Consider the following 20,169-nt stretch of genomic DNA (forward strand, 5'->3'; position numbering starts at 1 on the left):
AATGCTACCTACGCCACCGTAAGTTACCGATTCATACGGAAGTGGTGACGGTCACGAAGGCGCCCTCTGGACAGAACTCTCTTAGGGTCGGATGATCAAATGAGTGCGGTCGGCACCGGATGAGCGGTCGCGAAGCATCCGGGTCGCAGCCCCCAAGGGGCAGACAACCAAAAGAAGCGGATCATCCCGTCACAACGGGCAGGCATCCGTCCACACCCTCATCTAGGAGCGATCGTGGCGCGCGACAACGCGGCTCCCACCATTCCGACCCGTCACCAAGGCCTCATCTCCTGGGTCGACGAGATCGCAGCGCTCACCCAGCCCGACCGGGTCGTCTGGTGTGACGGCTCGGAGGCGGAGTACGAGCGTCTGTGCGAGGAGCTCGTCGACAAGGGCACGTTCAAGAAGCTCGACCCGATCAAGCGCCCCAACTCCTACTACGCGGCCTCCGACCCGACCGACGTCGCACGGGTGGAGGACCGCACGTTCATCTGCTCCGAGAAGGAGGAGGACGCCGGCCCGACCAACCACTGGAAGGCCCCCGCCGAGATGCGGGAGATCTTCACCGGTGAGCAGGGCCAGGGCGGCATCTTCCGCGGCTCGATGAAGGGCCGGACGATGTACGTCGTCCCGTTCTGCATGGGCCCGCTGGGCTCCGAGCTGTCCGCGATCGGCGTCGAGATCACCGACTCCGCGTACGTCGCCGTCTCCATGCGCACCATGACCCGCATGGGCCGGGCCGTCCTGGACGAGCTGGGCGACGACGGCTTCTTCGTCAAGGCCGTGCACACCCTGGGCGCGCCGCTGGCCGAGGGCGAGCAGGACGTTCCGTGGCCGTGCAACTCCACCAAGTACATCTCGCACTTCCCCGAGGCCCGCGAGATCTGGTCCTACGGCTCCGGCTACGGCGGCAACGCGCTGCTGGGCAAGAAGTGCTACGCCCTGCGCATCGCCTCCGTCATGGCCCGCGACGAGGGCTGGCTCGCCGAGCACATGCTGATCCTCAAGCTGACGCCGCCGCAGGGCGAGTCGAAGTACGTGGCCGCCGCCTTCCCGTCCGCCTGCGGCAAGACCAACCTCGCCATGCTGGAGCCCACGATCTCCGGCTGGACCGTCGAGACGATCGGCGACGACATCGCCTGGATGCGGTTCGGTGAGGACGGCCGGCTCTACGCGATCAACCCCGAGGCCGGCTTCTTCGGCGTCGCGCCCGGTACCGGCGAGCACACCAACGCCAACGCCATGAAGACGCTGTGGGGCAACTCCGTCTTCACCAACGTCGCCCTGACCGACGACAACGACATCTGGTGGGAGGGCATGACGGAGGAGACTCCGGCCCACCTCACCGACTGGAAGGGCAACGACTGGACGCCGCAGTCCGCGACCCCGGCCGCCCACCCCAACGCCCGCTTCACCGTGCCCGCCTCGCAGTGCCCGATCATCGCGCCGGAGTGGGAGGACCCCAAGGGCGTGCCGATCTCGGCGATCCTCTTCGGCGGCCGCCGCGCCTCGGCCGTGCCGCTGGTCACCGAGTCCTTCGACTGGAACCACGGCGTCTTCCTCGGCGCGAACGTGGCCTCCGAGAAGACCGCCGCCGCCGAGGGCAAGGTCGGCGAGCTGCGCCGCGACCCGTTCGCCATGCTGCCGTTCTGCGGCTACAACATGGGCGACTACATGGCCCACTGGGTCAAGGTCGGCGCCGGCAAGGACCAGTCGAAGCTGCCGAAGATCTACTACGTGAACTGGTTCCGCAAGAACGACGCGGGCAAGTTCGTCTGGCCGGGCTTCGGCGAGAACAGCCGCGTCCTGAAGTGGATCGTCGACCGGCTCGACGGCCGCGCCGAGGGTGTGGAGACCCCGATCGGCATCCTGCCGGCGAAGGGCTCCCTGGACACCGAGGGCCTCGAACTGGCCGACGCCGATCTGGACTTCCTGCTCACCGTCGACAAGGAGATCTGGCGCGAGGAGGCCGCCCTCATCCCCGACCACCTCAACACCTTCGGCGACCACACGCCCAAGGAGCTGTGGGACGAGTACCGGGCGCTGGTCCAGCGGCTGGAGCAGTAGCCGGCGCCGACCGCACGCCCGGCCGGGCCCCGCACGAACGTGGTGCGGGGCCCCGGCCCGTTCGAGATCTCCGTCCCGGATCGTCCGGTCGGGTGACGCCGCCGCGTCAGCGGGCCGTCAGGCCGAGGCGAGATCCGGCAGCGGCTCGGCGTGCGCCGCCATCCGCTCCGCCGCCAGGGTCATCGCCGCGGCGTCGTCCCGGGACGTGGCGACCGCCAGGGCGTTCCCGGCCAGGGTGCGGGCGCGCTGCTGCAGGGCCTCGACGCGCGGCGCGGCGCCGCCGTCGGTGGGCTCGGCGCGCAGCGGGTAGTGGCCGCCGCTCAGCCGCGCGACCTGCTCGGCGATGCGGTCGGCGGCGGCGGCCAGCGCGGCGGCGTCCAGCTCCCGGGCCCCGGCGGACTCGGCCCGGGCCGCCAGCGCGTGCAGCTCGTCGGTGACGGTGAGCAACGCGGTCAGCTGTCCGGCGAGCCGGATCTGCAGCTCTTCCTCACGGGAGCGGTGCGGGACCTGCGGGGCGGCGGCGGCCATGGTGTGGACCGACTTGGTGCGGATCGGTTCGTACATGGGACAGCCTCCTGAATACGTTCAGGAAGCCATCCTAGCTTAGACGCTGTCTAAAGTTGAGTTCCGTACAGAGGTCGGGTCGGCTCAGTACTGTCCGTAACCGTCGAGGAAGGTGCCGATCCGGGTGACCGCGTCCGCCAGGTCGTCCTTGCTGGGCAGGGTGACCAGCCGGAAGTGGTCCGGCTCCGGCCAGTTGAAGCCGGTGCCGTGCACGATCATGATCTTCTCGGCGCGCAGCAGGTCGAGGACCATCTGCCGGTCGTCCTTGACCTTGTAGACCTTCGGGTCCAGCCGGGGGAAGGCGTACAGCGCGCCCTTCGGCTTGACGCAGCTGACGCCGGGGATCTGGGTCAGCAGCTCGTAGGCCGTGTCCCGCTGCTCCAGCAGGCGGCCGCCGGGCAGCACCAGGTCGTTGATCGACTGCCGGCCGCCGAGGGCGGTGGCCACCGCGTGCTGGGCCGGCATGTTGGCGCACAGCCGCATGTTGGCGAGGATCGTCAGCCCCTCGATGTACGAGGCGGCGTGCGCCTTGGGGCCGCAGACCGCCATCCAGCCGCTGCGGTAGCCCGCGACCCGGTACGCCTTGGACAGTCCGTTGAACGTCAAGGTCAGCAGGTCGGGGGCGAGCGAGGCGAACGGGGTGTGGGTGGCGCCGTCGTAGAGGATCTTGTCGTAGATCTCGTCGGCGCAGACGATCAGGTTGTGCCGGCGGGCGAGCTCCGCGATGCCCCGCAGCAGCTCGTCGTCGTACACCGCCCCCGTGGGGTTGTTGGGGTTGATGACGACGATGGCCTTGGTGCGGTCGGTGACCTTGCGCTCGATGTCGGCGAGGTCCGGCATCCAGTCCGCCTGCTCGTCGCAGCGGTAGTGCACGGCCGTGCCGCCGGAAAGGGAGACCGACGCCGTCCACAGCGGGTAGTCCGGCGCGGGCACCAGCACCTCGTCGCCGTCGTCCAGCAGCGCCTGCATCGACATCTGGATCAGCTCGGAGACGCCGTTGCCGAGGTAGATGTCGTCGACGGAGAGATCGATGCCCTGGGTCTGGTAGTGCTGCATCACCGCGCGGCGGGCGGAGAGCAGGCCCTTGGCATCGCCGTAGCCGTGTGCCGTCCCGACCGTACGGAGGATGTCCTCCAGGATCTCGGGCGGGCACTCGAAGCCGAACGCCGCGGGGTTGCCGGTGTTGAGCTTGAGGATGCGGTGACCCGCCGCCTCCAGCCGCATGGCCTCCTCGAGCACCGGGCCACGGATTTCGTAGCAGACGTTGGCGAGCTTCGTTGACTGGATCACCTGCATGTCCGCCACCTTACGGGCGCGTTTCGGTACCCGCCCGGTGTTTTTCCCCACGTCGATCAGCGGATGGTGTGGGGTTCCTCACGGATGGTGATCAACCGCGGGGCCGCGCCGCGCCGCTGATTCCGCGTGCCCTGGTGATTTCACGGTAGACCGGCGCGCGGGCGCGTACGCCGGTACGCTCCGGGCGCATGGCCACCTCGGCGCCCCTGCCCCCGTCCAGCACACCCGGCTTACCCCTCCCCGCGCCGGCCGCGTCCGCACCTCCGGCGCACGGTCCCTTCGCGCTGCTCAACGACGAACCGGTCGGCGAGCCCGGCGCGGACCTGCTCGGCGCCGGCCGGGCCGCCCGGCAGCTCGCCGGACTGCTGGTCGCCTCCCGCGCCTCCACCCCCTTCACGCTCGCCGTCGACGCCGGCTGGGGCATGGGCAAGAGCAGCCTGATGCGGCTGGTCGACGCGGAGCTGGCGCTCGCCCCCGAGGTGCACACCGTCTGGTACAACGCCTGGACCTCGACCGGCGCCGACGCGCTGGAGGGGCTGATCAAGTCCGTCCTGATGCGCTTCGACCGGCGGGTGCTGCGCCGCGGACTGCAGCGGGTCGGCGAGCGGCGCGCGCTGCTGCGGGCCCTGCGGGCGCTGAGCACCGTCGCCGCCGGGCCGCTGGGGGTGGCCGGCCTGGTCGACGAGCTGTGGAAGAGCCTGTCCGTCGACTCCCAGGCCCGCAACGAGATGCGGGGCGCGATCGGCGACCTGGTCCAGGAGTGGTCCGAGACCGCCGAGTTCCGGCCCCGCCGGCTCCTGGTGGTCTTCATCGACGACCTCGACCGCTGCTCGGAGGAGACGGTGCTGGCCGTCTGCGAGGCGGTGAAGGTCTATCTGGACGTACCGGGGCTGGCGTTCGTGGTCGGCTGCGACCGCTCGGCGCTCGGGCCGAACGGGCTGCTGCGCGATCTGTCGCCGGCCGGCTCGGCGTTCATGGAGAAGATCTTCCAGACCAGCTACCGGATCCCGACCGCCGACAACCATGGCGTCAAGGACTACATCCGCTGGTGCGCACGGACCGCCGGCATCGAGCCGCTGCTCGACGACGCCCTGGTCGACCTGCTGGTCCAGCGCTCGGACCGCAACCCGCGCCGCATCAAGCGCCTGGTCAACGGCTTCGTCCTGGAGGCCACGCTCAACCCCGTCTGGCGCGACTTCGGGCCGGACGCGGTGATCAGGACGCTGCTGCTGCAGTACTTCTATCCCGACTTCTACCGCATGATGACCGGCCCGTCGGGCACCGTCGACGGCGATGTGGTGGCCGAGTTCCGGACCTACCGGGAGGTGCGGCGGACGCTGCTGGCGCCCGCGGGCACGCCCGGGGAGGAGGCCCCCGTACGGGACTTCCTCGCGCGCTACGACCTGGTGCTGCCGCAGCCGCTGGGCGCGGGCGGCGACGAGGTGCTGGCCGTCCTGGAGCGCCAACTGCCCAACGAGTTCCCGGACCTGGTGGTCAATCCGGCCTTCACCTCCCTGGTGGACGAGCTGACCGCCCGCCCGGACGCCGCGCAGCTGCTGCTGCGGCTGCGCGAGGGCCCGCTGGGCCCGGGTGCGGAGCCGACCCGGATGTCCCAGGAGTGGGCCCCGGTGTGGCAGGGGCTGGGGGCGCGCGCGGACGGCTACGCCACCGGGTTCGGCCCGCCGCTGGCGTGGCCGGGCGACGAGCCGTACGGCGGTTACGGGGCGCCGCCGCAGCAGATGCCGCCACAGATACCGCAGCAGGGCCGGCCTCCGGCGCAGCCGTCCCCGGTGCCGCAGGGGGCCTACCCGCAGGGGGTCTACCCGCAGGGCGGGTATCCGCAGCAGGCCCCGTACCCGGCCGCGTATCCGGCCCCGTATCCGGCCGTGCCGGCCTTCGACGTCCTGTGGGTCGACGACCAGCCGGACCGCAAGGCCGTGGTGCGCGAGGTGCTGGAGGGCCTGGGGGCGCAGGTCAGCCATGTGCCCAAGAGCGCCGCCGCCGTGCAGGCCCTCCGCAACCGCGCGCCCGACCTGCTGGTCTCCGACATCAGCCGGGGCACGGACCACTCCGCGGGCTTCGAGATGGTGCGGCGGCTCAAGGAGGACGGCCACTACGACGGCCCGGTGGTCTTCTTCACCATCCGGCGGTCCGCCGAACGCGAGGAGCGGGCCGCCGCGCTGGGCGCCTCGCTCACCAACAACGAGCAGGAGCTGCGCGAACTGGTGCTGCTGGCCCTGCAGGGCCGGGCCGAGGAGCGGACCCCGCCGGGTGACCGGAAGCCGCCCCGGCGGGGGTCACTGTCGCAAACCGGGTGGTTCCCCTCGCTGTGACCGTCAGCGCCGGCCGGCCGTCCGCCGTACCGTCCGCCCCGCGAGCACATCCGTGCGCCGCCCGTCCTCGATCACGAACCGGCCGTCGATCAGGACGTGCGGGATACCGGTCGGCAGCGTGCGGGGGGCGTCGAAGGTCGCCCCCGCCGCGACCGTGTCCGGGTCGAAGAGGACCAGGTCGGCGCGGTGGCCCTCGCGCACCAGGCCCCGGTCGGGCAGCCGCAGCCGGGCGGCCGGGCGGCCCGTCAGATGGGCGACGCACTCCTCCAGCGACAGCACGCCCGACTCGCGGACGTAACGGCCGAGGTAGTGCGGGAAGGTGCCGTACGCCCGCGGATGCGGCTTGTCGCCCTGGAGGATGCCGTCGCTGCCGCCGGTGTGCACCCGGTGGCGCATGATCCGGCGGACGTTGTCCTCATGGCCGACGTGCTGGAGGATCGTCGAACCGAGGCGGTCGTCGATGAGCAGGCGGCGGGCGGTCGCCCAGGGCTCCTCGCCGCGTTCGGCGGCGGTGTGCGCGACGGTCCGGCCGACATGGCCGGCCAGGGCCGGGTCCGCGACACCCGAGATCTCGATGGTGTCCCAGTCGATGGGCACGCCGTGGCAGCCGTCCGCGCCCTCCACCTCCATGACGTGCCGGATCCGCGCGGCCGTCGCCTCGTCGCGCAGCCGGGCCAGCACCGCCTCCGGGCCGCCCTCGCCGGCCCAGCTCGGCAGCATCGCGACCAGCGTCGTGCAGCCGGGGGTGTAGGGGTAGGTGTCGAGGGTGATGTCCGCGCCGGCGTCCAGCGCGGCGTCCAGGAGGGACAGCAGGTCGGGCGCGCGGCCCTCGTTGACGCCGAAGTTCATGGTGGCGTGGGCCAGATGCAGCGCGCAGCCCGCCTCGCGGGTGAGGGCGATCATCTCCTGGTACGCCTCCAGGGCGCCCGCCCCGTAGGAGCGGTGGTGCGGGCAGTAGTAGCCGCCGTACTCCGCCACCACCCGGCACAGCTCGGTGAGTTCGGCGTCGTCGGCGTACATGCCGGGCGTGTAGGTGAGCCCGGAGGACATGCCGACCGCGCCCTGCGCCATGCCCTCGGCGACCAACTGCCGCATCCGCGCCAGCTCTTCGGGCGTCGCCGCGCGGTCCTCCCAGCCGACGGCGAGCATCCGGACCGTGCCCTGCGGGATCAGGTACGCGGCGTTCACCGCGATGCCGCGGCCGTCGAAGCCGTGGTCCAGCCGGTCCAGGTACTCGCCGACCGACCGCCAGGTGAAGTCGATGTCGCCCTCGCCGTAGCCGTTCCAGCCGGTGATCGCGCGGCGCACCTCGGCGAGCGTGCGGTCGTCGACCGGCGCGTACGACAGCCCGTCCTGGCCGATGACTTCGAGGGTCACGCCCTGTGCGGCCTTCGCGCTGTGGTCGGGGTCGCGCAGCAGCGCGAGGTCGCTGTGGGCGTGCATGTCGATGAAGCCGGGGGAGAGGACCAGGCCCTCGGCGTCGACTTCCCGCCGGGCGGTGGGGCGCTGGCAGCCCGCCGCCGCGGCCTCCTTGACGATCGAGACGATCCGGCCGCCGTCGACCACCACGTCGGCGCGGTAGGAGGGCGCGCCGCTGCCGTCCACCACCTCCGCGTCCCGGATGACGAGGTCTTCCACCACCGGCTCCCTAGAAGAACGTGCGGATGAAGTCCGTGACCGTTCCGTCCCGTTCGACCAGCGGGATGAGCTGCCACTTGTCGAAGGAGGTGCAGGGGTGCGACAGCCCCAGTCCGACCCAGTCGCCGACCTCCACATCGCCGGAGCGCTCGGTGGCCAGCCAGGCGTGCTGGTCGGACAGCTTGGTGACGGTGAGCCCGTCGGCCGGCCGCTCGGTGCCGTCCCGGCCGGACCGTACGACCTGGGCCCGCGGCAGGTCCAGGTCGTACGCCGCGTCCCGCTTGCCCGCGTTGAGGAACGCCTGCTCGGGCGTGGGACGGGAGACGACCTGCGCCCACAGCCGGAAGGCGGGCTGCAGGGCGCCCTCCCGGGGGACGCGGTTGAAGGGCGTGAGCTTGCGGTAGTGGCCGTCGTCGTGGCTGACGTACGCGCCCGAGCGCAGCAGCTTCAAGGTCGGCGCGGACAGCTCGGGGAGGGCCGCGAAGACCTCGGCGACCGCGTCGAACCAGGCGCTGCCGCCGGCGCTGACCACGATCTGGTCCAGGTCGGCGAACCGGCCCGCCTTGTCGAGCTCCACGGCCAGCGCCACCAGCCGGCGCAGCCAGGCGGTCACCCGCTCGGAGTCGGCGTCGGGCACCTCGCCCTCGTAGCCCGCGACGCCCACCAGGCGCAGGGTGTCCACGCCCGCGATGGCGTCGGCGAGTTCCAGGCACTCGGCCTCCGTGCGGACACCGGTCCGTGCGCCCTCGCCGGCGCCCAGCTCGACGACCACGTCCACCGGGCGGACGGCCCCGGCCTCCCGCAGCGCCACGTCCATCAGCTCGATACCGCGCAGCGAGTCGACGTAGCAGACGAAGCGGAAGTCCGGGTCGGCGGCCAGCTCACCGGCCAGCCAGCGCAGCGCGGCCGGGTCCACGACCTGGTTGGCCAGGAAGATCCGCTGGATGCCGAAGGTGCGGTAGACCCGGGCCTGGTGGGGGACGGCCGCGGTGATGCCCCAGGCGCTGTGCTCCAGCTGGCGGGCGAAGAGCTGCGGGGCCATGCAGGTCTTGCCGTGCGGGGCGAAGGCCAACCCGTGCCGGGTGGCGTACGTCTCCATCAGCGCCAGGTTGTGCTCGACCGAGTCGGCGGCCAGGGCCAGCACGGGGGTGGTGAACCCGCCGGTGAACAGGTTGCGGCGCTCGGCGGCCAGCTCGCCGACGGTCAGTCCCTCGGCGTCCGGGGGGAGGCCCTTGAAGCGGTGGTCGACCCGTTCGTCCGCGAGTTCCCCGAGTCCCTGCGTGAGCCGCTCGCCGGCCATGGGGCCTCCTCAAAGTTCTTGTTGCACGCTCTGCAACACTCATTGCGCATATCGCTTACAGCTGTCTAACATCCGAGCCATCGCCCGGTCAATGGTGCGGAACACGGCCCGAAAGCGGCCGGACACACGGCGGCACACCGCCCCGGACACCGCCCGAACGAGCCGCCCAGCGAAGGAGCGCAACCGATCGTGACCAGGTCCTCGAACGCCGGCAGCCACACCGCCCCGGACGGCGCCCCCGCCCCGGACGCCGACGTCGTCTGCCTGGGCGAGTCCATGGTCACCTTCCTGCCCAGCCGCCCCGGGCGGCTCGCCGACGTGCCGTCCTTCGACCGCGCCATCGGCGGCGCCGAATCCAACGTCGCCTGTACCCTCGCCCGCGCCGGCCACACCGCCCGCTGGATCTCCCGCGTCGGCGCCGACGGCTTCGGCGACCACCTGCTCACCGCCATCGCCGACTGCGGCGTCGACGTCTCCTTCACCCGGCGCGACCCGCTGCGCCCCACCGGCGTCTACTTCCGCACCGCCGGCGACCGCGCCACCGACGCCCACGAGGTCGCCTACTACCGGGCGGGCTCCGCCGCCTCCGCCATGTCCGCCGCCACCATGGACCTGGCCGCGATCCGCGCCGGCCGGGTGCTGCATCTGTCGGGCATCACGGCCGCGCTCTCCGCCGACTGCCTGGGCCTGCTGCGCGAACTCACCGCCCCCCGCCCCGCCGGCGGCCGCCCGCTCATCTCCTTCGACGTCAACCACCGGCCCGGCCTGTGGCAGAGCGCCGACGACGCCCGCGTCCTGCTCGACCTCGCCCGCGGCGCCGACCTGGTCTTCGTCGGCGAGGACGAGGCGGCCGCGGCCTGGGGCGTCACCGGCGGCCCGGACGCCCTGCGCGAGGCGCTGCCCGAGCCCGCCACCCTCATCGTCAAGCGCGGCGCCGCGGGCGCGGTCGCCTACGAGCGCCGGGGCGGCCGGCACACCGTGCCCGCCCCGCGCGTCGACGTGGTCGCCGCCGTCGGCGCGGGCGACGCCTTCGCCGCCGGATACCTCTCCGCCACCCTCCGCGGCCTGCCCGTCCCCGCCCGCGTCCGCCACGGCCACCTGTGGGCCGCCGCGGTCCTCACCGTCCCCGGTGACCTCACACCACCCCCCTCCCGCGCGCACGCCGACCGCCTCGCCGCCCTCGGCACCAAGGCCTGGGAGACACTGCACCTCGGCCCCGGCTGGACGAAAGCCACGACAGCCGACGAGCGGGCCGCCCAGGAGGTATCCACGCCATGAGTCAGACCGTCGACCGCGCGCTGAGCATCCTGCCGCTGCTCGCCGAGGGACCCGCCGACCTGGGGCAGGTCGCCGACCGACTCGGCGTCCACAAGTCCACCGCGCTGCGCCTGCTGCGCACCCTGCACGAGCACGGGCTCGTCCACCGCCAGCCCGACCAGCGCTACCGCCTCGGCGCCCGGCTCTTCGCGCTGGCCCAGCAGGCCGTCGAGAACCTCGACGTACGCGATATCGCCCACCCCCACCTGGTCGAACTCAACGAGAAGTGCGGACACACCGTCCACCTCGCCGTCCACGAGGAGAACGAGGTCCTCTACATCGACAAGGTCGAGAGCCGCTACCCGGTCCGGATGTACTCCCGGATCGGCAAGCCCGTGGCGATAACGGTCGCCGCCGTGGCCAAACTGCTCCTCGCCGACCTGCCCGGGCCCGAGCGCCGCGCCCTCGCGGAGAAGCTCGACTACCCCCGCTACACGTCCCGTTCGACCCCCGACGCCACGGCCTTCCTCGCCGAACTGGCCAAGGTCCGCGAACAGGGCTGGGCCACCGACCTCGGTGGCCACGAGGAGTCCATCAACTGCGTCGCGGCGCCCATCCGCGGCGCGGACGGGCGGGCCGTCGCCGCCATGTCGGTCTCCGCACCGAACGTCGTCGTCAGCGCCGACGAACTCCTCGCACTGCTCCCGCTGGTACGCCGCACCGCCGAGGCGATCAGCCGGGAGTACTCCGGCAAGACCCCAGTAAAGGAGACCGAATGACGGACAAGACCGCGATCACCCCGGCCACCCACACCGCCCCGCCCGCGGCGTTCTCCCACGGCGTCAAGAAGGGCAACATCCTGCAGGTCGCCGGCCAGGTCGGCTTCCTGCCCGCCGTCGAGGGCCAGCCCCCGACGCCCGCCGGCCCCACCCTGCGCGAGCAGACCCTGCAGACCCTCGCCAACGTCCACGCCGTCCTCGAAGCGGGCGGTGCCACCTGGGACGACGTGATGATGATCCGCGTCTACCTCACCGACGTGGACCACTTCGCCGAGATGAACGCGCTCTACAACGCCTACTTCGAGGAGCAGGGCCTGACCGCGGCCCCCGCCGCCCGCACCACCGTCTACGTCGGTCTCCCCGAGGGCCTGCTCATCGAGATCGACGCCCTCGCGGTCCTGGGCTGACGCCCTGGCCACAGCACCGCTGAACACCCCGCAAGTCGTACGTCCTCACGGCACGGCACCCTTTGCCACGCTCTCCCGGGTGCCGTGCCGCGCTCCCTCCTGCCCCGAAAGACACATGGAATTACGAGGTCCCCCCTCATGTCCCTGTTCGTCGCGGCCGCGCCCGCCCCCACGCCGGCCACCCCGCCGCACACCGGCGGCCTGCTCGCCCTGATACCCGGCACCGCGGGCCTGCTGACGGTCGCCGCCCTCGGCGTCGCCCTCCTGCTCGTCCTGATCATCAAGGTCCGGCTGCAGCCCTTCGTCGCCCTGCTCGGCGTCTCCCTCGCCGTCGGCCTGGCCGCCGGCCTCTCCGTCACCGAACTCTTCGGCACGGTGCAGAAGTCCGACGCCGTCTCGATGATCGAGACCGGCATGGGCGGCATCCTCGGCCACGTCGCCATCATCATCGGCCTGGGCACCATGCTCGGCGCGATCCTCGAAGTCTCCGGCGGCGCCGAGGTGTTGAGCACCCGCCTGCTCCGCCTCTTCGGCGCGAAGCGCGCCCCGCTGGCCATGGGGATGACGGGCCTGATCTTCGGCATCCCCGTCTTCTTCGACGTCGGCATCTTCGTCCTGGCGCCGATCGTGTACGCCGTCGCCAAGCTCCCCCGGCCATCCGGCGAGCCCGGCGCGGGCCGGACCCCCGCCGGCAGGTCGGTCCTCCTGTACTGCCTGCCGCTGCTGGCCGGCCTGTCGGTGACCCACGCCTTCCTGCCGCCGCACCCGGGACCGGTCGCCGCGGCCGGCCTGTTCAAGGTCGACCTGGGCTGGGTCATCCTCATGGGCGTGATCTGCGGCATCCCCGCCGTGCTCGCGGCCTGGGCGTACGCCGCCTGGATCGGCAGGCGCCTGTTCGTCGAGGTCCCGCAGGACATGGTGGAGGCCGCGGCCGAGGCCAGGGCGGCCGTCGCCGCCGAGCAGCGGGCCGCGGGCGCCACCGGACGCGAGAGGCCCGTCGCGCTCGGCGCGGTCCTCGCCATCATCGGCACGCCCCTGCTGCTCATCCTCCTGGCGACCTTCTCCTCCATCGCCCTGGCCCCCTCGACCGGCCGCTCGGTCGTCGAGTTCTTCGGCCACCCCTTCGTCGCGCTGACCCTCGCCCTGCTGCTGGCGTACTACCTGCTGGGCATCCGCCGCGGCTGGTCGCGCACGTCGCTGGAGCGGGTCTCGACCGCGTCGTTGAAGCCGGTCGGCAACATCATCCTGGTGGTCGGCGCCGGCGGCGTCTTCGGCGCCGTGCTCAAGGGCAGCCAGGTGGCCACCGCCCTCTCCGACACCTTCCACGACCTGGGCCTGCCCGTGATCGTCCTGGCCTACCTGCTCTCGCTGGTCCTGCGGGTGGCCCAGGGGTCGGCGACGGTCGCCATCGTCACGACGGCCGGCATCGTGGTCCCGCTGGTCGAGGGCCAGGGCCTGTCGCAGGCCCACCTGGCGCTGATCATCATGGCGATCTCGGCGGGGTCGATCTTCGCCTCGCATGTGAACGACGGCGGCTTCTGGATGGTCAGCAAGTACTTCGGGATCACCGAGCGCGACACGCTCAAGTCCTGGACGGTGCTGGAGTCCGTACTGTCGGTCGCGGGCTTCGCGGTGGCCGCGCTGGTGAGCCTGGTCGTCTAGGGCCTGTCCGATGGATCAGGGTCGGAAAGGCCCTAGGCCGTGTCCGACGGGTCGGGTGACGGGACCACTAGCGGATCGTTCCGTTGGGCGTGGGGCGGGGCGACCTTACAGATGCTGAGTGGGCTCGGTTGGAGCCGCACCTTCCGACGAACGTGGGACGGGGCGGGCGGTGGAGGAACCACCGCACGGTCATCAACGGGATTCTCTTCCGGCAGCGGACCGGCATCCCATGGAGGGACCTGCCCACGGGGTTCGGAAAGTGGAAGACAGTACACGATCGCCATCGGCGATGGTCAGCAGACGGCACCTGGGAGAAGATCCTGCGGGCTGTCCAGGCGGACGCCGACGCGGAGGGCCGGGTCGACTGGAGTGTGGTGAGCGTGGATTCCACGGTATGCCGTGCTCACCAGCATTCGTCCGGAGCTCACCATCGGCCGGCACGGATATCGGGACGACGTAGCCGCCCTGCCCAGCATCGGACCGACGAGGCGTTGGGCCGCTCGCGCGGCGGGTTCACCACCAAAATCCACCTGGCAAGCGAGGGCGGCTGCCGCCCGCTGGCCATCCTGATTACCCCCGGACAGTGGGGCGATGCCCCACAGCTGATCCCGGTACTGGACCGCATCCGTGTCCCGCGCCCGACGGGAGGCCACCCGCGGACCCGCCCCGACCACCTGTGCGGCGACAAAGCGTATAGCTCACGCCGAAACCGCAACTACCTACGACGGCGGCAGATCCGGCACACAATCCCCGAGCGCCGGGACCAGCGGGCCAACCGCCAGCGGCGCGGCAGCCAAGGCGGTCGCCCGGCCGGCTTCGACCGGGCAAGGTACGCCCGCAGGAACGAAGTCGAGCGGACCATCAACGCGCTCAAGGGCTTCCGCGCCGTGGCGACCCGGTATGACAAGAGGGCGTACGTCTTTCACGGAACGGTCACCCTCGCCGCGATCTGGCATGGCTCCGTTGATGGCCCGCCACCCGGCCATTACACCACCTCGACCACTTTGACCTTGTTTGGGAAAAAGTGGGAAATATCGAGGTAATCCGCGGCGGCTTTGCTGAGCGCAATGTCTCGGTCCCGCCGATCGATGACGGTCGCGACGAGCGACCTGCGGTTTTTCAGGTTGGTCACCCTGATCTTCGTGTGACAGGGGAACAGGGTGGTGCTTACGGCGAAAAGGTTGGGGTCGTAGTGGTATCCGCACAGGGTCATGTTGTTGGGGGGTGCCTTGTAGAACACTGCCCTAGCCGTCAGCTCCTTCGTTGGCTGACTGCGGGTCGAGGCCCCGCCTGCGCCACGAGCGGTCACATCCGACTTTGGCAGGCTCGCTTGCTTGGCCACGCTTTTTCCGCAGGCAGATGATCGGCTGCTGTGGGTCTCTACTGGGCTGGCGCTGGCTGGCCCGGCCACCGCTGGTGCGGCCAAGAGGACCGCTAGGGCTGTCATGGTGATACCGCGCATCCGTGTGACCTCCAAGGCACCTGCCTACGAACTGGACACGAACCATCCTCGTCCGGGGCCAGGTCACCCAAACTCTGCACTGGTGTCTGAAATGCGAAATCAGCCAGGCCCCGCAGCAGCCCCAACTCCCGTCCCTGGCGGACGACTCCAGCACAGGACCCGTCACCCGACCCGTCGGACACGGCCTAGACGCGGCGGCGCTTCACCGGTGGTGCCCGGTCCGTCCACGACGGACCGGGCGGCTGCTCAACCGGCCTTGCAGTACTGCTCCTCCTTGCCGATCGCGCGGTACGGGCAGTCGGAGGTCTCCAGCAACTGGAGCACCGCCTCCCGGTTGCGGGCCGTCTCCTTCGCGATCACCGAGTCCCGGGGGTAGAAGCCGCCGGAGCCGGAGGAGGAGGGGAACATCTCGAAGGTGTACGCGAACACCTTCTGATCCCCCCACAGCCAGTCGTCGATCGAGCCGTCGGTGATGTAGAGCTCGCTGGACTGCTCGGGGGTGTAGCCGTTGGAGCCGGCCATCTTCTTTCCGATGGCGGCGAAGGCGTCGTGGTCGTCCTGGGTCATGCCGGGGCCGGTCTCGTCGTGGGTGAAGCCGAAGGGCCACAGGACGAGTTCGCTGTAGGTGTGGAAGTCGATGGCGGTCTTGATCTGCTGGGCACCGCCGACGACGCGGCTGCGGACGAAGTCCGAGACGACCTTCACCTCGGGGGCGGAGGCGGCGGAGGGGCCGCGGTAGGTCTCGTCGCCCGGGTCGCCGGAGGAGCCGTCGCAGCAGCCCCACTTGAAGTCCCAGTTGCGGTTGAGGTCGGTGCCGACCTCGTTGGACCCGGAGTTGGGCTGGCGGTTCTTGCGCCACATGGCGAAGTCGCCGGAGGCGATGTCGAACTCGCCGCCGTCGGGGTTGAGGTCCGGGATGATCCAGATCTCACGGGAGTCGAGCATCTTGGTCACGCGGTCGTCGGAGCCGTACTTCGAGGTGAACTCGCCCAGGAGGTAGAGGGCCATCTCGACGGTGAGGTGCTCGCGGGCGTGCTGGTGGGCGGTGAAGAGGACCTCGGGTTCCTTCTCGTCCTTGGCGACGTTCTTGCTGAGCTTGAGGGCGAGGATGTCCCGGCCCTCGTGGGAGGTGCCGATCTTCTGCTTGCTGAGGATCTCCGGGTACTTGGCGACCAGGCCGTCGATCTCCTTCGTGGCCTCGTCGTAGGTGTGGTAGCCGGTGTAGCCCTGCGGGAAGTCCTTGACGCGGGTCGGCGGCGTGCCCTTGGCGGCGCCCGGCGGGTCGGGCAACTGGCGCACCCGGTGGCCGAGGCTGCGGACCAGGTCGGCCTGGGCCCGGTCGGCGGTGACGACGACGGACCGGGCGTGCACCTCGTCGATGCTGACGCCGGTCGCGGCGAGCGCGGCGCGGGCCACGGCGGTGGCGGGGCCGGTCACCTCGTACTGGTGGGGGCGTTCGGCGGCGCGGGCGGCGCCCGTGGCGGACTGGCCGGGTGGAGGGTTCTGCGCCTGGGCGGCCGCGGCGATCGGGCCGGCGAGCGCGAGGGAGAGGAGTGCGGCGAGGACAGTGGTGCGTCCGCCGCGTATTCGTGGTCGCATGCGGTCTCCTGTGGGGGGTGTGAGTCGAAGCGACGGCGTCAGTGTTGAGGCTTGGCATGGCTGGGTCAAGGTGCCGGCTGGCCATATCTGCGGCGGCCCGGGCGAGCGGGGTCGCCGCCGAATCCGTCAACTTGCCGTCGTTTTGGGGAGATTGATTGCCTCGCGGGGCGGTGGAGCTCACAATGCGCACGACAAACGCTGCCGAAGCCGGCGGCGACCGCAGGTGAACCGACGCGGGGACGTGACATGCGAGCAGCCAGGCCCCGGGCACACGGTGCGCGGGACCTGGCTGTGGGGGGTGGCGCTCTACGGGAGGCCGTGGACGTGGCCGCCCACCTGGCCGGCGAACTCACCGCCGTTCGCGGCGTCCCAGTTGGTCGACCAGGTCATCGCGCCGCGCAGCCCCGGGTAGGTCTTCGACGGTTTGAAGGAGCCGCAGCCGCTGCCCTTGGTGAGGCAGTCCAGCGCGGCGTTGACGACGCCCGGTGCCACATATCCGCTGCCCGCCGCCTTCGAGGACGCCGGGACGCCGATGCCTACCTGGGAGGGGTCCAGGCCGCCCTCCAGCTGGATGCAGGCGAGCGAGGTCAGGAAGTCGACCGTGCCCTGTGCGTAGACCTTGCCGTCACAGCCGTTCATCGAACCGCTGTTGTAGTACTGCATGTTGACGACGGTCAGGAAGTCCTTGACGGCCAGCGCCGTCTTGAAGTACTCGTTCTGCGGTGACTGCATGTCGATGGTCTGCGGTGCCATGGTCACCACGACGTCGCCGTGCGCGGCGTGCACGGCCTTGAGCGCCTTGGTCATATAGGTCGAGTCGAGGCCGTTCTCCAGGTCGATGTCGACGCCGTCGAAGCCGTACTCGTCCATCAGCGTGCCGACGGAGTCGGCGAAGTTCTTCGCCGAGGCGTCGTCGTTGACGGACACCGCGCCCTTCTCGCCGCCGACGGAGACGATCACCGACTTGCCGGCGGCCTGCTTGGCCTTGATGTCCGCCTTGAAGTCGTCGACCGAGCCGTAGCCGACGGCCGGGTCCAGGTGGAAGGTGACGGCGCCCGGCTGGCCGGCCGCGTCGGCGAAGGAGACCGCGATGATGTCGTAGGCGTCGTCGACGTCCTTGAGCTTGTGCACCGTGGCGCCGTTGTCGAAGTTCTGCCAGTAGCCGGTGAGGGCGTGCGCGGGGACGGCGGCGGCGTGTGCCGCGGGGGAGGCCGGGGCGGGGTGGTCCTCGGCGGCGTGGGCGGTGCCGGCCACGAGGGCGCCGGCCGCGGCCAGTACGGCGGCGGCCAGCCCGGCCGGCAGCCGCTTGGGGAGTCTTCCTGATCGTGCGCGAACCACGACTGCCTCCGAGTGGGGGGAAGTTGGGGGGAGTGGTGCGGATGCGCATTCAGGGGCCCCTGCGCTTGCCGTACAAGGTGGTCCAGACCATTGAGCCTGTCAAGGGCCCGGACACGGGCCGGTGTTCGCGTAGTCGTCGCTCGGGGGGTATGCGCTATTTCCCTAGGGGGTGCTCGTGATGACGAGTAGCCCAGAACGTGTTCTCTGGGGCGTATGTCTGTGGATAAAGTGCTGAGCGTATGGCGCCTATGGCGCAGAGCTGTGCCGATCCGCGGTCCCGGGACCCCCGGAGGCCGAAGGGAGTGGGGGAGCGACGTGCCGACCGCGATTGCAGTCACCAGCCCTGACCTCGCGCTGCCGGCGACCGACCGGCAGACCCCCGCCGCCGTCGTCCTCCAGGCGCCGCGGCTGCAGCCGCTGGACGACGCGCTGACGGAACTCGCCGCGGTGCTGGAGCACCACGGCCACCTCGTCGCGCTGTACTCCTCCGCCTGCCCGCCGGAGCACGTCCGTCGGCTGCACACCCTGCGCGCCGTCCTGGAGAGCGACCGGGTCGCCATCGTGCCGGTGTCCCTGCCGCCGCTGGGCGTGGCGCTGCTCGCCCGGCAGCTGCGGCAGCTGTCGCTGTGCGGCTTCAGCCCCGGTGTGCTGGCCAGTTCGGCGCGGCTGCTGAGCCACTACATCCACGCGGGCGCGTTGCTGGGCAGCGTCAGCGGCCTGGACCGGGTCGAGGTCGATCTGCGCTCCCACATGAAGTCCTGGCTGCCCGGCGCGCACTTCGCGGTGCTGGCCAACCCCGAGCCGCGGCTGCTGCACCTGGACCGGCACAGCACCGAGGCCGGGCTGCCGGCCCCCGGATTCGCCACCCACCTCGCGGTCGCCCGCGGCCAGCTCACCGCGGAGTGGGTGACCGCGTCGCTCGCCCCGGCCTGGCAGGTGCGGGCGGCCTACGAGGAGCGGCTGCCCGCGGAGTCCGCCCGGTGGTGGGGGACCCAGAAGCTGATCGAGTTCGCCGCGGCCATCCCCGACCCGTCGGTGCTCCGCCAGCTGGTGGCGTCGGTACGGCGGGCGGAGTGCGGCTGGTGCGGCCTGGAGGTCCTCGGCGACCACTGCGCGTTCTGCGCGGCGCCGCTGGCGCGCAACCGGGCCGCACGGGGCGGCTCCTCCGGCCGCCACCCCGCGGCCATAGCGGCGCCGGATCCGGCCGCCGCGCCGGATCCGGCCACGCCCGCACAGCCTGAGTCCGCCCAGGAGCCGGCCGCGGAATCCGGGCAGCCGCTCGCGCCGTGGACGCAGCGCGGACTGTCCCCGGTCGCCCCGTCGGGGGTGCCCGGCGTCACGGGCGTACGGAGCGGTGCGCCCGGCGGCGGCACCGCACCCGGCCAGCTGGACGTCCGCGGGCCGGGTGCCGCAACGGGTGGCCCGGAAGGCGGAGTTCCGGGGAACCCCTACGGGTCCGGGCGCCCTGTGCCGGGGAACCCCTACGGGTCCGGGCGCCCCGTGCCGGGGAACCCCTACGCGTGCGACGGCCCCGGTGCCCCCGGCCGCTGGGACCTGCCCGGTCACCCCGACTTCGCCGGCCATCCCGACCTGCCCGGCCACCCCGATCTGTCCGCCCACCACGAAGTCCCCGGTGCCCCGCGGACGGTGGCCCGCGTGCGCTGATCCCCGCCGCCGCGAGCCCGACCGCCCCCACCCACGACGACCGCCCGCCCCGTCCCCGCCCCGATCGAGGTCCCTGCCCCATGAACTCACGTCAGCGCCGCGGAGTGATCCTGCTGCTCCTGTCGCTCCTGTGCGCGGTCGGCGCGTTCGTCGGCGTACTGTCGGTGATCAAGAACGTCGAGTCCAAGGTCGGCCCCGAAAAGACCGCGTACCGGCTCAGGACGGATGTCGCGGCCTATAAACCGCTGGATCCCGGGCAGTTCGAGAAGGTGAAGATGCCGCAGCGCTGGCTGCCGCCGACCGCCGTGACCGACCTGGACAAGGTCAGCGGCAAGATCGCGGTGACCCCGCTCAAGAAGGGTTCGCTGCTCCAGGTCGACATGATCGTCGAGCGGCCCGCGCTGAAGCCCGGACAGCAGGAGATCGCCATCATGATCGACGCCGCCACCGGAGTGGCCGGCAAGATCAACCCCGGTGCCCGGGTGAACATCTACGCCACCTTCGAGGGCAAGCGCCCCGAGGACAAGCCGGTCTCCAAGGTCATCGTCGCCGGCGCCCAGGTCATCGACGTCGGCAAGCTGACGCCCCTGGAGGCCAAGGACCCCGGGGACACCACCACCGGACGGCAGGCCGGCGAGGCCGTCCCGATCACCTTCGCGCTGGACACCAAGGACGCCCAGCGGGTCGCGTACGCCGAGTCCTTCGCCTCCCACGTACGGCTTGCCCTGCTCGCCCCGGGCAACGAGGCCGCCATCCCGCCCGGCCAGCGCACCTACACCCTCGACGGCGACAAGTGACCGGG

At 71.5% G+C, this 20,169-nt stretch carries 16 protein-coding genes; 9 read left to right on the plus strand and 7 right to left on the minus strand.

Translation table 11 applies throughout. The annotated features are described in order from the left end of the window. Window positions 1-234 precede the first annotated feature (234 nt). A complete protein-coding gene (locus tag ACZ5XZ_RS35985) occupies window positions 235-2,067 on the plus strand; it encodes a phosphoenolpyruvate carboxykinase (GTP) (RefSeq protein WP_468986117.1) in 1,833 nt (610 codons plus the stop codon). 117 nt (window positions 2,068-2,184) lie between these two features. On the opposite strand, the gene ACZ5XZ_RS35990 is transcribed toward ACZ5XZ_RS35985, so the two are convergent. Then, window positions 2,185-2,631 carry an SCO4983 family protein gene (locus tag ACZ5XZ_RS35990; RefSeq protein WP_468986119.1) on the minus strand — a complete coding sequence of 149 codons (447 nt, stop codon included), beginning with the start codon at window positions 2,629-2,631 and terminating at the stop codon, window positions 2,185-2,187. 84 nt (window positions 2,632-2,715) lie between these two features. Next, window positions 2,716-3,927 carry a pyridoxal phosphate-dependent aminotransferase gene (locus ACZ5XZ_RS35995; protein WP_384432481.1) on the minus strand — a complete coding sequence of 404 codons (1,212 nt, stop codon included), beginning with the start codon at window positions 3,925-3,927 and terminating at the stop codon, window positions 2,716-2,718. A gap of 188 nt (window positions 3,928-4,115) precedes the next feature. Between ACZ5XZ_RS35995 and ACZ5XZ_RS36000 the strand changes: the two genes are divergently transcribed. After that, window positions 4,116-6,260 carry a P-loop NTPase fold protein gene (locus ACZ5XZ_RS36000; protein WP_468986121.1) on the plus strand — a complete coding sequence of 715 codons (2,145 nt, stop codon included), beginning with the start codon at window positions 4,116-4,118 and terminating at the stop codon, window positions 6,258-6,260. Between the two features lie 3 nt (window positions 6,261-6,263). Here the strand turns inward: ACZ5XZ_RS36000 and ACZ5XZ_RS36005 are convergent, their stop codons facing one another. Together ACZ5XZ_RS36005 and ACZ5XZ_RS36010 are read right to left on the minus strand one after the other, a co-directional pair. Beyond that, entirely contained in the window at window positions 6,264-7,898 is a 1,635-nt protein-coding gene (locus tag ACZ5XZ_RS36005; RefSeq protein ID WP_468986123.1) for an N-acyl-D-amino-acid deacylase family protein, read from the minus strand. Between the two features lie 10 nt (window positions 7,899-7,908). Beyond that, window positions 7,909-9,198, minus strand: coding sequence for an amino acid deaminase (locus tag ACZ5XZ_RS36010; protein WP_468986126.1), 1,290 nt, complete (start codon window positions 9,196-9,198; stop codon window positions 7,909-7,911). 189 nt (window positions 9,199-9,387) lie between these two features. Here ACZ5XZ_RS36010 and ACZ5XZ_RS36015 point away from each other — a divergent pair, with 189 nt between their 5' ends. The 5 genes from ACZ5XZ_RS36015 to ACZ5XZ_RS36035 all read left to right on the plus strand — a co-directional run bounded on the left by ACZ5XZ_RS36015 (window position 9,388) and on the right by ACZ5XZ_RS36035 (window position 14,346). Continuing rightward, window positions 9,388-10,476 (plus strand): sugar kinase, encoded by a 1,089-nt coding sequence (locus ACZ5XZ_RS36015; RefSeq protein ID WP_468986129.1) that lies wholly within the window; start codon window positions 9,388-9,390, stop codon window positions 10,474-10,476. Next, window positions 10,473-11,234: an IclR family transcriptional regulator gene (locus tag ACZ5XZ_RS36020; protein WP_468986131.1), complete on the plus strand. Its 762-nt coding sequence runs from the start codon at window positions 10,473-10,475 to the stop codon at window positions 11,232-11,234. Before ACZ5XZ_RS36015 ends, ACZ5XZ_RS36020 begins: the two co-directional genes overlap by 4 nt. Next, window positions 11,231-11,641: a RidA family protein gene (locus ACZ5XZ_RS36025; RefSeq protein ID WP_468986134.1), complete on the plus strand. Its 411-nt coding sequence runs from the start codon at window positions 11,231-11,233 to the stop codon at window positions 11,639-11,641. Before ACZ5XZ_RS36020 ends, ACZ5XZ_RS36025 begins: the two co-directional genes overlap by 4 nt. Window positions 11,642-11,779: 138 nt before the next feature. Continuing rightward, window positions 11,780-13,303 carry a GntP family permease gene (locus ACZ5XZ_RS36030; protein ID WP_468986135.1) on the plus strand — a complete coding sequence of 508 codons (1,524 nt, stop codon included), beginning with the start codon at window positions 11,780-11,782 and terminating at the stop codon, window positions 13,301-13,303. Window positions 13,304-13,392: 89 nt separating this feature from the next. After that, the gene (locus ACZ5XZ_RS36035) at window positions 13,393-14,346 is read left to right on the plus strand and encodes an IS5 family transposase (protein WP_468986137.1); all 954 of its coding nucleotides are present in this window, start codon (window positions 13,393-13,395) and stop codon (window positions 14,344-14,346) included. On the opposite strand, the gene ACZ5XZ_RS36040 is transcribed toward ACZ5XZ_RS36035, so the two are convergent. From ACZ5XZ_RS36040 to ACZ5XZ_RS36050, 3 genes are all read right to left on the minus strand, one after another. Continuing rightward, on the minus strand, window positions 14,289-14,645 hold the full coding sequence (locus ACZ5XZ_RS36040; RefSeq protein WP_468986139.1) for a hypothetical protein: 357 nt from the start codon (window positions 14,643-14,645) through the stop codon (window positions 14,289-14,291). The two genes, ACZ5XZ_RS36035 and ACZ5XZ_RS36040, sit on opposite strands and share 58 nt — an antisense overlap. 366 nt (window positions 14,646-15,011) lie before the next feature. After that, a complete protein-coding gene (locus ACZ5XZ_RS36045) occupies window positions 15,012-16,364 on the minus strand; it encodes a M14 family metallopeptidase (protein ID WP_468986141.1) in 1,353 nt (450 codons plus the stop codon). Between the two features lie 306 nt (window positions 16,365-16,670). Then, the gene (locus tag ACZ5XZ_RS36050) at window positions 16,671-17,702 is read right to left on the minus strand and encodes a chitinase (RefSeq protein ID WP_468986142.1); all 1,032 of its coding nucleotides are present in this window, start codon (window positions 17,700-17,702) and stop codon (window positions 16,671-16,673) included. A gap of 315 nt (window positions 17,703-18,017) precedes the next feature. On the opposite strand from ACZ5XZ_RS36050, the gene ACZ5XZ_RS36055 reads away from it, so the two are divergent. Together ACZ5XZ_RS36055 and cpaB are read left to right on the plus strand one after the other, a co-directional pair. Next, window positions 18,018-19,367: a hypothetical protein gene (locus ACZ5XZ_RS36055; protein ID WP_468986145.1), complete on the plus strand. Its 1,350-nt coding sequence runs from the start codon at window positions 18,018-18,020 to the stop codon at window positions 19,365-19,367. Window positions 19,368-19,447: 80 nt separating this feature from the next. Beyond that, complete coding sequence (gene cpaB, locus ACZ5XZ_RS36060; protein ID WP_468986146.1) at window positions 19,448-20,164, plus strand: Flp pilus assembly protein CpaB; 717 nt, start codon at window positions 19,448-19,450, stop codon at window positions 20,162-20,164. The last annotated feature ends 5 nt before the right edge of the window (window positions 20,165-20,169 follow it).

Source organism: Streptomyces sp. NPDC033270, assembly GCF_055576575.1.